This window comes from Streptomyces sp. NPDC086777 (genome assembly GCF_040702065.1).
GTDB lineage: Bacteria > Actinomycetota > Actinomycetes > Streptomycetales > Streptomycetaceae > Streptomyces.
The window spans coordinates 24,576-37,485 of the sequence record NZ_JBFBJI010000031.1; the positions used below are offsets into that span (position 1 = coordinate 24,576).

A 12,910-nucleotide genomic window follows, 5' to 3' on the forward strand; every position below is an offset into this window, starting at 1 on the left:
CCAACCTAACCCGCCCGCCGCCGCACCCCTGACATAGCCTCCTGACCATGACCCAGGACGCATGGCTCCCCATCCCGCCCGACGAGTTCACGGACCTGCCCGACGGCCTCGACTACCTCTTCTGGAACGGCGACCAGGACTTTCCCGGTGACCCCGCCGACTGCGCCGTGTACGTCGTCCCCTACATGAAGCGGCAGCCCGTCAAGGTGGGCCCGCTGGCGGGCATGCGCAACGTCCGGCTCATCCAGACCCTCACCGCGGGTGTCGACGACATGACCGCGGCCCTCGACCTGATCGTCCCCGGGGTGCAACTCTGCAACGCCCGTGGCGTGCACGAGGCGAGCACCGCCGAACTCGCGCTCACGCTCACGCTGGCGTCCCTGCGCGGCATCCCGGGATTCGTACGGGCCCAGCAGCAGGAACACTGGCAGAGCGGCTTCCACCAGGCCCTCGCGGACAAGTCCGTCCTCATCGTCGGGTACGGCGCCATCGGTTCGGCCATCGAGGACCGGCTCGTGCCTTTCGAGATTGCGCGGGTGGCGCGCGTCGCGCGCTCCGGGCGCGCCTCGGCGCGCGGTCCCGTGCATCCGCTCACCGAACTGCCGAATCTGCTTCCGCAAGCCGACGTCGTCATCCTCTCCACGCCTCTCACGGACACCACGCGTGACCTGGTCAACGCGGAGTTCCTCGCACGGATGAAGGACGGCGCACTGCTCGTGAACGTCGCGCGCGGTCCCGTCGTGGACACCAAGGCCCTCCTCGCCGAGCTGGAGGCCGGCCGCCTCACCGCCGCCCTCGACGTCACCGACCCCGAACCGCTGCCGGCCGGGCACCCCTTGTGGCAGGCGCCCGGCGTGCTGATCACTCCTCATGTCGGCGGCCCCACCTCGGCCTTCCTGCCGCGCGCCAAGCGCCTGGTCACCGAACAGTTGAACCGCTTCGTGAACCGGGAGCCGTTGCGGAACGTGATTTTGACGACGGGATCCACCGACAACTGACCATCACGGCAATACGCGTGCAATCCGCTTCCGGTACGGTCCGCAACCTTCCGGGCGCGGTGGGTACGTGCATAGTCGCTGGTCGTCACGGAGCGTAGAGAAGCTATGTCCCTGAGTGACGATACTGGTGTATCGTCCGGGAGGGGGCTGCGCCGCGCACCGTACGGCGCCGGGGATGGACATTTCAGATTTGTGAGGGGGGCGACGGGCGATGCACGGCCTATGGACGAACGATCCGACGCGGCGGAGCCGCCGGCGGCGACCCTGGCGCACAGCTGCGCGCAGACGCGGCCACCACACCAGCCATCACCACCACCGCAGGCACAGCGGCCGCAGGAGGCACCCTCACCCAGCGCACCGGGGCCCGCGGGACCCGGGAGCGACGCGGACCGGGAGGGTCCGGTGACTACGCCGACGCCTGTGACGACCACCCTCCCAGGAGCGCTGCGGGCACAGCCTCCGGCAGGGAAGCCGCACCCCCGGCCGCCGGCCACCGGCGGCGGGACCGGCGTGGTCCGCCAACTCGTCCTGGCCCTGATCTGCGCGGGATACGCCGTCGGTTCCGCGCTCGACTGGGGCTCGAACCAGATCGCCCTGTTCATGGGCGACTTCGGTCTGACCGCGGCCGCCGGCACCGCCGCCGTGTCGTGCTTCTTCTACGCCCGCTCCCCGCGGGTCCGCTTTCGACCTGCCTGGCTGCTGTTCGCCCTCTCCTCGGCGATGGCGGCCCTCGGCAACGCGGTCTGGGGATGGTACGAGGTCGTGCTCCAGCGGCCCGTGCCCAGCCCCAGCTACGCCGACCTGTTCTTCCTGTGCTTCGCGCCGCCCGCCATCGTCGGCCTGCTGGTGCTGGCCAAGCGGCCGGTGTCCAAGGCCGGATGGATCTGCCTGGCGCTGGACGCCTGGCTGATCGGCGGCTCACTGCTCACCCTGTCGTGGAGCCTCGCGCTCGCCCAGGCCGCCCGGTTCGACGGGCCCAGCGTCGCGCACACCGCACTCTCGCTGGCCTACCCGCTGCTGGACATCGCCCTGGTCAGCATGGTGCTCGCGCTGCACTTCCGGCGCTCGCCGGGCAACCGCACCGCGGTGAACACCGCGATCGGCGCCCTCGCCCTCACCGTGATGTGCGACGCCCTGTTCACCTCGCCGCTGCTGCACAGCAGTTACCGCTCCGGCCAGCTGCTGGACGCGGGCTGGTTCGCCGGCTCGCTGCTGCTCGCGTACGCCCCCTGGGCCGCACCCCGGCCGCACGGCGCCCAGGATCCCGAGGGGCACACGCGCGTGGTCCACGAGCACGTGCCCGGCGGCCGTGCCCCGGCGGCCAAGCAGCCGCCGGCGCCCGCCCCGGGAGGCGATCACAGCCGGTACCCGGCCGGACGGCCGATCACCGGCTCCCTGGCCGCGCTCACCCCGTACCTGGCCGCCGCCGTGTGCACCCTGGGCATCCTCTACAACGTCCTCGACGGCCGCAGCCCGGACCACGTCGTCCTGATCACCGCCGGCTGCGTGGTCCTCGCGCTCGTCGTGCGCCAGGGCATCATGCTGCTCGACAACATCACCCTCACCCAGGAACTGGCGCAGCAGGAGAACCACTTCCGCTCCCTGGTGCAGGGCTCCAGCGACGTCATCATGATCGCCGCGCCGAGCGGCATGCTCCGGTACGTCTCCCCGGCCGCCGCCGGGGTCTACGGCCGGTCCGCCGAGGACCTGGTGGGTTCGGAACTGGCCAACCTCATCCACCCGGAGGACCTGGGCTGCGTGGTGCACGAGGTGCGCCGCTTCCTCGCCGCCAGCTCCGCGGAGGAACCCACCACCCGCATCGAGTGCCGGTTCCGGTCCGGCGAGGGCGGCTGGCTCAACGTCGAGTCCACCGTCAACCGCCACCACGGCGGCCTCATCTTCAACAGCCGGGACGTGACCGAAAGAGTGCGCCTGCAGGCGCAGCTCCAGCACAACGCCGAGCACGACCCGCTCACCGACCTGCCCAACCGCGCCCTGTTCACCCGGCGTGTGCAGCAGGCCCTGTCCGGCCGCCGCTCCTCCGACCGGGGCCCGGCCCTGCGGAACACGGCGGTGCTCTTCATCGACCTGGACGGGTTCAAGGCCGTCAACGACACGATCGGGCACCAGGCCGGGGACGAACTGCTCGTCCAGGCCGCGCGCAGACTCCAGGACGCGGTCCGTCAGGGCGACACCGCGTCCCGGCTGGGCGGCGACGAGTTCGCGGCCCTGATCGTCGGCGACGGCACCCGTGACCGCAGTGCCCGGGAGCGGCACATCCTGGAGCTCGCCGACCGCCTCAGGGTGACCCTCTCCCAGCCGTACGCCATTGACGGCAACGATGTCCGTGTCAACGCGTCCATCGGTGTCGCCTTCGCCGAACCGGGTCTCGGCGCGGGTGAGTTGCTGCGCAACGCCGACCTGGCGATGTACCGCGCCAAGTCGGCCGGGAAAGGCCGCGTCAAGCTGTACAAGCCGCAGATGCAGCAGGACGTCGTCCGCAAGGCGGAGCTGGCCACCCGGCTGCGGGCCGCCCTGCACGACGGCGAGTTCGCGCTGCTGCACCAGCCCGTGGTGTGCCTGGAGGACGGCGGGATCGAATCGGTCTCCGCGCAGGCGCGGTGGCGCTCCTCACAGGGGGTGCTGTTCACGCCGGCCGAGTTCCTGCGGGTCGCCGAGGACAGCGACAAGACGGCCGAACTGGACCGCTGGATCCTCCAGGAGGCGGTCGAGCAGGCCGCCGAGCGGGCCGCGAGCGGTCTCGTGGTGCCGGTCGCCGTCCGGACGTCCGCCCGGCGGCTGCTCGACCGGTCCTCGCCGCTCGGTTCGGTGGAGGCCCTGCTCACCCGGCACGGGCTGCCCTCGGGGGCGCTGCTCCTGGAGCTCTCCGACACCGACCCGAGGGTCCCGCTGGACGAACTGGAGCGCCGGCTGACCGCGCTCAGCCGGCACGGGGTCCGCATCGCGCTGGACGGCTTCGGCAGCGGCTACGCGGCGATCACGGCCTTGCGCAAGCTCCCCGTCGACGTGCTCAAGCTCGACCGCAGCCTGGTCGAGGGGGTCGTCGAGTCGGCCCGCCTGCACAAGATCACCAGCGGGCTGCTGCGGATCGCCGGCGATCTGGGCCTGCAGTCCGTGGCCGAGGGCGTGGACCTGCCCGAGCAGGTCACGGCGCTCCGCGCGATGGGGTGCACGCACGGGATGGGTATGGCGTTCTCCGGCCCGGTGGACGAGTACCGGCTGCGCCGGGCGCTCGGATCCGGTCGCTATCCGGTTCCGCACGCGACGGCCGAGCCGGCGTTCGCGGGGAGCGGCCCGGGGGTGTACACCGGTGGTGTGCCCGCCGGTGTACCCGCCGTACTCGGAGGCGGAAGTGGCCTACGCTCACATAATGAGACTCCCGTCCCACCCACTTGACACGTGGTGCGCCTCAGAGGGAGGGTCAGTTCCATGCGCACCCGAATTCTCGTACTTGGACAGCGCGTCGGCTGAGCTGGGACCCACCGGAGGACGATCCGGAATTCCCAGCGACCACACCGGCGCGCTCCCCTCGCTTGCCTTTTGGCACGAGGGGTTTTTTGTTGCACCAGCACCAGACGTACGGCAGCGAAAATCCGTACGAACCTCGCAAAAACCCTCAGCATCGAGAAGAGAATGCCGATGACCGAGCAGGCCACCGGGGCCCACCATCCGCAGCCGCGGCCCCGTTCCGGAGGACAGCACACCCCGACCGTCGAGCACGTCTCGGGTGCGAAGTCCCTCATCCGCTCGCTTGAGGAGGTCGGCGCTGACACGGTATTCGGCATCCCCGGTGGCGCGATCCTGCCGGCCTACGACCCGCTGATGGACTCCACCCGGGTGCGCCACGTCCTGTGCCGGCACGAGCAGGGCGCAGGCCACGCGGCCACCGGCTACGCGCAGGCCACCGGCAAGGTCGGTGTCTGCATGGCGACGAGCGGCCCGGGTGCGACGAACCTGGTGACGCCGATCGCGGACGCGCACATGGACTCGGTGCCGCTCGTGGCGATCACCGGGCAGGTCGCGTCCTCCTCGATCGGCACGGACGCCTTCCAGGAGGCGGACATCGTCGGTATCACCATGCCGATCACCAAGCACAACTTCCTCGTCACCAAGGCCGAGGACATCCCCCGGGTCATCGCCCAGGCCTTCCACATCGCCTCCACCGGCCGCCCCGGTCCCGTTCTCGTCGACATCGCCAAGGACGCCCTCCAGGCGAAGACCACCTTCTCCTGGCCGCCGGTCATGGACCTGCCCGGCTACCGTCCGGTGACCAAGCCGCACGCCAAGCAGATCCGCGAGGCCGCCAAGCTGATCACCTCCGCCAAGCGGCCCGTCCTCTACGTCGGTGGCGGCGTCATCAAGTCGCACGCCACCGCCGAGCTCAAGGTCCTCGCCGAGCTCACCGGAGCGCCCGTCACCACCACCCTGATGGCGCTCGGCGCGTTCCCCGACAGCCACCCGCTGCACGTGGGAATGCCGGGCATGCACGGTGCGGTCACCGCCGTCACCGCGCTGCAGAAGGCCGACCTGATCGTCGCCCTCGGAGCCCGCTTCGACGACCGCGTCACCGGCAAGCTGGACAGCTTCGCCCCGTACGCGAAGATCGTCCACGCCGACATCGACCCCGCGGAGATCGGCAAGAACCGCGCCGCCGACGTGCCGATCGTCGGTGACGCCCGCGAGGTCATCGCCGACCTGGTCCAGGCGGTGCAGAAGGAGCACGGCGAGGGCCACCGGGGCGACTACACCGCCTGGTGGAAGGACCTCAACCGCTGGCGCGAGACCTACCCGCTGGGCTACGACCTGCCGGACAACGGGTCGCTCTCGCCGCAGCAGGTCATCGAGCGCATCGGGCAGCTCGCCCCCGAGGACACGATCTTCGCGGCGGGCGTCGGCCAGCACCAGATGTGGGCCGCGCACTACGTGCAGTACGAGCAGCCCGCCACCTGGCTGAACTCCGGCGGCGCCGGAACCATGGGCTACGCGGTCCCGGCCGCCATGGGCGCCAAGGCCGGCCAGCCGGGCCGGACCGTCTGGGCGATCGACGGCGACGGCTGCTTCCAGATGACCAACCAGGAACTGACCACCTGCGCCCTGAACAACATCCCGATCAAGGTCGCCATCATCAACAACGGCGCCCTCGGGATGGTCCGCCAGTGGCAGACCCTCTTCTACAACCAGCGGTACTCCAACACGGTGCTGCACTCCGGGCCCGACGACGTCAACCCGGACGCCCGCGGCACCCGGGTCCCCGACTTCGTCAAGCTGTCGGAGGCCATGGGCTGCTACTCCATCCGGTGCGAGTCCCCGGACGACCTCGACAAGGTCATCGAAGAGGCGAACTCCATCAACGACCGCCCCGTCGTCGTCGACTTCATCGTCCACGAGGACGCCATGGTGTGGCCGATGGTCGCCGCCGGCACCTCCAACGACGAGATCCTGGCCGCCCGGGACGTCCGCCCGGACTTCGGCGACAACGAAGACGACTGAGCCAGAGACGCTGAGAGAGAGACGCAGAAACCATGTCCAAGCACACGCTCTCCGTCCTGGTGGAGAACAAGCCGGGCATCCTGGCCCGGATCGCGGCCCTGTTCTCCCGCCGCGGCTTCAACATCGACTCGCTCGCCGTCGGGGTCACCGAGCACGCCGACATCTCCCGCATCACGATCGTGGTGAGTGTCGAGGCGCTGCCGCTGGAGCAGGTCACCAAGCAGCTCAACAAGCTCGTCGAGGTGCTCAAGATCGTCGAACTGGAGCCGGGTTCGGCCGTCCAGCGCGAACTCGTTCTGGTGAAGGTGCGCGCCGACAACGAGACGCGCTCCCAGATCGTCGAGATCGTCCAGCTGTTCCGGGCCAAGACCGTCGACGTCTCCCCGGAGGCCGTCACCGTCGAGGCCACCGGCAGCAGCGAGAAGCTGACCGCGATGCTCAAGATGCTGGAGCCGTTCGGCATCAAGGAACTGGTGCAGTCCGGCACCATCGCGATCGGACGCGGGGCCCGTTCGATCACCGACCGGTCGCTGCGCGCCCTCGACCGATCTGCGTAAGGCTTGATACGGGCCGCCGACCGCGCTTCCCGGCGCGTCGGCCGCCCGTATGCCGAGACCCCGAAACTTCCCGTCCGCCCACCGTCATACGGTGGGACGCAACACCTGCACACCAAGGAGAGAACCCAAAGTGGCCGAGCTGTTCTACGACGCCGACGCCGACCTGTCCATCATCCAGGGCCGCAAGGTCGCGGTCATCGGTTACGGCAGCCAGGGTCACGCCCACGCGCTGTCGCTGCGCGACTCGGGTGTCGACGTGCGTGTCGGTCTGCACGAGGGCTCCAAGTCCAAGGCGAAGGCCGAGGAGCAGGGCCTGCGCGTGGTGACCCCCGCCGAGGCCGCCGCCGAGGCCGACGTGATCATGATCCTCGTCCCGGACCCGATCCAGGCCCAGGTCTACGAGGAGTCCATCGCCCCGAACCTGAACGACGGCGACGCCCTGTTCTTCGGCCACGGCCTGAACATCCGCTACGGCTTCATCAAGCCCCCGGCCGGCGTCGACGTCTGCATGGTCGCCCCGAAGGGCCCGGGCCACCTGGTGCGCCGTCAGTACGAGGAGGGCCGCGGCGTGCCCTGCATCGTGGCTGTCGAGCAGGACGCCACGGGAGGCGGCTTCGCGCTCGCCCTGTCGTACGCGAAGGGCATCGGCGGCACCCGCGCCGGCGTCATCAAGACGACCTTCACCGAGGAGACCGAGACCGACCTGTTCGGTGAGCAGGCCGTCCTCTGCGGTGGCACCTCCGCCCTGGTCAAGGCCGGTTTCGAGACCCTGGTCGAGGCCGGTTACCAGCCGGAGATCGCCTACTTCGAGTGCCTGCACGAGCTGAAGCTCATCGTCGACCTGATGTACGAGGGCGGCCTGGAGAAGATGCGCTGGTCGGTCTCCGAGACCGCCGAGTGGGGCGACTACGTCACCGGCCCGCGGATCATCACCGACGCCACCAAGGCCGAGATGAAGCAGGTCCTCGCCGAGATCCAGGACGGCACCTTCGCCCGCAACTGGATGGACGAGTACCACGGCGGTCTGAAGAAGTACAACGAGTACAAGAAGCAGGACTCCGAGCACCTCCTGGAGACCACCGGCAAGCAGCTGCGCAAGCTGATGTCCTGGGTGAACGAAGACGCGTGAGCCCCGGTGACAGGGCCGGGGCAGCCGCCCCGGCCCTGTTGTCCGTCCCGTCGAAGCTCGGACGGGTGATCCTTCCGCAGAGGCGCAGGACGACCTCCGTCACGCCACTACACTGCCGTACTACATACGCGTCAGGCCCACAGCGTCGTGCGTCTCCACGCGGCTAGCCAACCTCCACCGCCTGCGGCCGTCGGGACGGCCGTCCGCATTGGACATGTGAGGACTCACGTGAGCTCGAAACCTGTCGTACTCATCGCTGAAGAGCTGTCGCCCGCCACCGTCGACGCGCTGGGCCCGGACTTCGAGATCCGGCACACCAACGGAGCAGACCGAGCCGAACTGCTCCCCGCCATCGCCGACGTGGACGCGATCCTGATCCGCTCCGCCACGAAGGTCGACGCCGAGGCCATCGCCGCGGCGAAGAAGCTGAAGGTCGTCGCACGAGCCGGCGTCGGCCTGGACAACGTGGACGTCTCCGCCGCCACCAAGGCCGGCGTGATGGTCGTCAACGCCCCGACCTCCAACATCGTGACCGCCGCCGAGCTGGCCTGCGGTCTGCTCATCTCCAGCGCCCGGCACATTCCGCAGGCCAACGCCGCGCTGAAGAACGGCGAGTGGAAGCGCAGCAAGTACACCGGTGTCGAGCTCGCCGAGAAGACCCTCGGTGTGGTCGGCCTCGGCCGCATCGGCGCCCTGGTCGCCCAGCGCATGTCGGCCTTCGGCATGAAGGTCGTCGCCTACGACCCCTACATCCAGCCCGCCCGCGCCGCCCAGATGGGCGTCAAGGTGCTGTCCCTGGACGAGCTGCTGGAGGTCGCCGACTTCATCACCGTGCACCTTCCGAAGACCCCCGAGACGGTCGGCCTGATCGGCGACGAGGCGCTGCGCAAGGTCAAGCCGTCGGTGCGGATCGTCAACGCCGCGCGCGGTGGCATCGTCGACGAGGAGGCGCTGTACGCGGCGCTCAAGGAGGGCCGGGTCGCCGGCGCCGGCCTCGACGTCTACAGCAAGGAGCCGTGCACCGACTCCCCGCTCTTCGAGCTCGACCAGGTGGTCTGCACCCCGCACCTCGGCGCCTCCACCGACGAGGCCCAGGAGAAGGCGGGCATCGCCGTCGCCAGGTCCGTCCGGCTCGCCCTCGCCGGTGAGCTGGTCCCGGACGCGGTCAACGTCCAGGGCGGTGTCATCGCCGAGGACGTCAAGCCGGGTCTGCCCCTCGCCGAGCGCCTCGGCCGCATCTTCACCGCGCTCGCCGGTGAGGTCGCGGTCCGCCTCGACGTCGAGGTCTACGGCGAGATCACCCAGCACGACGTGAAGGTGCTGGAGCTGTCCGCGCTCAAGGGCGTCTTCGAGGACGTCGTCGCCGAGACGGTGTCGTACGTCAACGCGCCGCTGTTCGCGCAGGAGCGCGGTGTCGAGGTGCGGCTGACGACCAGCTCGGAGTCGGCCGACCACCGCAACGTCGTCACGGTGCGCGGCACCCTCGGCAGTGGCGAAGAGGTCTCGGTCTCCGGCACGCTGTCCGGCCCGAAGAACCTCCAGAAGATCGTCGCGGTCGGCGACTACGACGTCGACCTCGCGATCGCCGACCACCTGCTGGTGCTGCGGTACGAGGACCGGCCGGGTGTCGTCGGCACGGTGGGCCGGATCCTCGGGGAGGCCGGGATCAACATCGCCGGTATGCAGGTCGCCCGTGCGGCGGCGGGGGGCGAGGCGCTGGCCGTGCTCACCGTCGACGACACGGTGGCCTCCGGCGTGCTGGCCGAGGTCGAGGCGGAGATCGGGGCCACGTCGGCCCGTTCGGTGAACCTCGTCTGATCTTCCTGCCCGCCCACCCGCCTGACTCGCTCGGCTGGAGGGCTGGACCCGTTCGTCCGCAGACGCCGGACGGGCTGACTCGGTCAGCCCGTCCGGCGTTTCACGTCCCCCTACTTGCGCAGCGTCACCGCCGCCCCCACCGCCGCCAGCGCCAGCAGTACCGCGCCCGCGATCGCCGCACCCTGCATCCCGCTGGTGAACGCCTCCCGGGCGCTCCGGGTCAGGGCCTCTCCCGCGGACCCCGGCAGCCGGGCCGCCGTCGCCAGGGCGCCGCCCAGCGTCTCGCGGGCCCCGGCGGGAGCCGTCGCCGGCATCTCGTGGCGGTAGACCGCCGTACCGATCGAGCCCAGTACGGCCATGCCGAGCGCGCCGCCGAACTCCGCGGCCGTCTCCAGGAGGGAGGACGCCGTCCCGGCCTGTTCCACCGGAGCCGCGGTCATCGCAAGGTCGGTCAGCTGGGAGACGATCGCGACCATCCCGCAGGCGAGGACGCCGGCCCCGGTCAGCACCAGCCACAGCGAGTCGGTGCCGATCAGGGCGAGCAGCACGAACCCGGCCGCCATGGCCGCGAAACCGCCCGCGACCACGTACCCGCGGTCGGCGCCGCGCTGCACCAGCTGTGCCGTGAGCGGCCCCGCGGCCCCGATGAACACCGAGGGCAGCAGACTCCACAGCGCCGCCGTGAGCGGGCTCATCCCGAGGACCGACTGCAGGTACTGCGTGGTGTAGATCGCCGAGCCCATCATCGCGAGCGAGGCGACCAGGTTCAGCACCAGCGCCGGGGTGAAGCCCCGGCCCGCCGGCAGGGCCGGCGGGATCAGCGGGGAGCCGGTGGTGCGCTGGCGGTGGACGAAGAGGGCGGCGAAGAGCAGTCCGACGGTGACCGAGACGACGTACAGCGGGTGCCAGCCCTCGGAGGGGATCTCCTTGACGCCGTAGACCACGGGGAACACGGCGGCCATCGAGAGCGGGACGCTCGGCCAGTCGAAGCGGCCGGGGGAGGGGTTGCGCGACTCCGGGAGCAGGAACGGGCCGACGAGCAGGAGCAGGGCCATCGCCGGGAGGTTGACCAGGAAGACCGAGCCCCACCAGAAGTGCTCGACCAGGATCCCGCTCATCACCGAGCCGAGCGCGATCCCGCCGGTCATCACTCCCGACCACAGGCCGATCGCCTTCGCGCGCTGGCCCGGGTCGGTGAACATCGTGCGCAGCAGCGCCATCGTCGACGGCATCAGGGTCGCGCCGCCGATGCCGAGCACCGCGCGGGCGGCGATCAGGGTCGCGGCGCTGTCCGCGTACGCGGCCAGCAGCGAGGCGCCGCCGAAGGCAGCGGCGCCGAACAACAGCAGGCGCCGGCGGCCGATGCGGTCGCCCAGCGCGCCCATCGTCATCAGCAGGCCGGCCAGGACGAAGCCGTAGATGTCCAGGATCCACAGCTGCTGGGTGCCGCTCGGCGCCAGGTCCGCGCCGATCGCCGGGAGGGCGAAGTAGAGGACCGAGACGTCCATCGAGACCAGGAGCAGCGGAAGCATCAGTACGCCGAGCGCGGTCCATTCGCGGCGCCCGGCCCGGGAGTTGGCGGTCGGTGGTGCGGTCGTCGTGCTCGTCGGGTTCGTCATGCCAAGGAATGTACGAGCGTATTAAACGGTTGTCTAGAACGCTTGTATAGGTCATGCGTATAGGACACGTGTATGGAACCCGGGTAGGGTGGCCGGCATGGGACACCGTGAGGATCTGCTGGAAGGCGCCAAGCGCTGCCTGCTGGAGAAGGGGTTCGCGCGGACGACGGCGCGCGACATCGTCAGGGAGTCGGGCACCAACCTCGCCTCGATCGGCTACCACTACGGCTCCAAGGACGCGCTGCTCGCCCAGGCCTACATCGCGCTGGTGGAGGAGATGTCCTTCGAGGGCGGCGACGGGGGGCTGACCGGGGCGCCCGGCTCCCTCGAACGGTTCCGGGAGGTGTGGTCGAACATCGTCGACAGCATGCGCGGGCCCGGCTCCATGTGGCGGCTCGGCGTGGAGATCGTGACGATGGGCGACCGGATGCCGGAGGTGCGCGACCAGTTGGCGCGCGCCCAGCGTGAGGGCGGCCGAGGGCTGACCTCACTGCTGATGGGCGTGCCGGAGGAGGAGGTCTCCGACGAGACCGCCGACACCCTGGGCCGCTTCTACATGACCCTGATGTCCGGCCTCATCTCGCAGTGGACCTTCGACCCGAAGACCGCGCCCGACGGCGACACGCTCGCCGAGGGGCTGCGCCTGATCGTCGAGGCCGCGAACCGGAGTTGACGCGCCGGTGCGCCGGGTCAGCCGAGCGGGTACGTCACCACGGCGCGGGCCGGGAACCGGAGCGCGTCGGCGTACAGCGGTGAGCGCTCGACGGTGACCCGGACGCCGTCGACGGAGTCGTAGTACCAGACAGGGCTCTGCGGGGCGGCCCCGCACAGGCCGTCCGGGAGCCTGTACGGCTCGCCGGCCACGCCGACGCCGCCGTGGCGCTCGTCGAACAGGTCCGCGTCCGCCGACGCGATGCCCGCGCCGCGCAGGAAGTCCGCGAGCAGGCCGCTCCGGAAGGACAGCACGGCGCGGCCGTTCCGGGTGAAGTAGTGGACGTCGGAGGCGTCGGCGGGGATCGGCGTGCCGTGGATCACGATCCGGGCCGGCAGCCGCTGCTCGCTTCCCGCACAGGCCCGTTCGTCGCCGAGCGGGTGGGGCAGGTCGTCCCGGAAGAGCCAGACGGCTCCCGCGGCGCACCCCGCGAGGGCGAGCGCCCCGATCCCCAGCGCGGCCGCCCGGCGGCCCGGCCCGAGCCGTCCGCGCGCCCCGCCCGCCACCGCCGCAGGTGGTCCGACCGCCGCGCCCCGCCGTATGCCCGGACCCGAATCACCCATGTC

9 protein-coding genes are annotated in these 12,910 nt (G+C 70.7%); 7 read left to right on the forward strand and 2 right to left on the reverse strand.

What is annotated here, in order from left to right; genetic code table 11:
- The first annotated feature begins 47 nt into the window (after nt 1-47).
- The 6 genes from AB0472_RS33795 to serA all read left to right on the forward strand — a co-directional run bounded on the left by AB0472_RS33795 (nt 48) and on the right by serA (nt 10,013).
- Nucleotides 48-998, forward strand: coding sequence for a 2-hydroxyacid dehydrogenase (locus AB0472_RS33795; protein ID WP_366362188.1), 951 nt, complete (start codon nt 48-50; stop codon nt 996-998).
- A gap of 402 nt (nt 999-1,400) precedes the next feature.
- Complete coding sequence (locus tag AB0472_RS33800) at nt 1,401-4,415, forward strand: EAL domain-containing protein (RefSeq protein ID WP_366362190.1); 3,015 nt, start codon at nt 1,401-1,403, stop codon at nt 4,413-4,415.
- Between the two features lie 243 nt (nt 4,416-4,658).
- Nucleotides 4,659-6,509 carry an acetolactate synthase large subunit gene (locus tag AB0472_RS33805; protein ID WP_366362192.1) on the forward strand — a complete coding sequence of 617 codons (1,851 nt, stop codon included), beginning with the start codon at nt 4,659-4,661 and terminating at the stop codon, nt 6,507-6,509.
- Between the two features lie 32 nt (nt 6,510-6,541).
- Nucleotides 6,542-7,066, forward strand: a complete 525-nt coding sequence (ilvN, locus tag AB0472_RS33810) for an acetolactate synthase small subunit (protein ID WP_093498923.1) — start codon at nt 6,542-6,544, stop codon at nt 7,064-7,066.
- Nucleotides 7,067-7,196: 130 nt separating this feature from the next.
- Nucleotides 7,197-8,195: a ketol-acid reductoisomerase gene (gene ilvC / locus AB0472_RS33815; protein WP_181801142.1), complete on the forward strand. Its 999-nt coding sequence runs from the start codon at nt 7,197-7,199 to the stop codon at nt 8,193-8,195.
- Between the two features lie 228 nt (nt 8,196-8,423).
- The gene (gene serA / locus AB0472_RS33820) at nt 8,424-10,013 is read left to right on the forward strand and encodes a phosphoglycerate dehydrogenase (protein WP_366362195.1); all 1,590 of its coding nucleotides are present in this window, start codon (nt 8,424-8,426) and stop codon (nt 10,011-10,013) included.
- A gap of 110 nt (nt 10,014-10,123) precedes the next feature.
- Here the strand turns inward: serA and AB0472_RS33825 are convergent, their stop codons facing one another.
- Nucleotides 10,124-11,632 (reverse strand): MFS transporter, encoded by a 1,509-nt coding sequence (locus AB0472_RS33825; RefSeq protein ID WP_366362197.1) that lies wholly within the window; start codon nt 11,630-11,632, stop codon nt 10,124-10,126.
- A gap of 97 nt (nt 11,633-11,729) precedes the next feature.
- On the opposite strand from AB0472_RS33825, the gene AB0472_RS33830 reads away from it, so the two are divergent.
- The gene (locus AB0472_RS33830; RefSeq protein ID WP_366362199.1) at nt 11,730-12,305 is read left to right on the forward strand and encodes a TetR/AcrR family transcriptional regulator; all 576 of its coding nucleotides are present in this window, start codon (nt 11,730-11,732) and stop codon (nt 12,303-12,305) included.
- Nucleotides 12,306-12,322: 17 nt separating this feature from the next.
- Here the strand turns inward: AB0472_RS33830 and AB0472_RS33835 are convergent, their stop codons facing one another.
- Entirely contained in the window at nt 12,323-12,907 is a 585-nt protein-coding gene (locus AB0472_RS33835; protein ID WP_366362200.1) for a hypothetical protein, read from the reverse strand.
- Nucleotides 12,908-12,910: the final 3 nt, after the last annotated feature.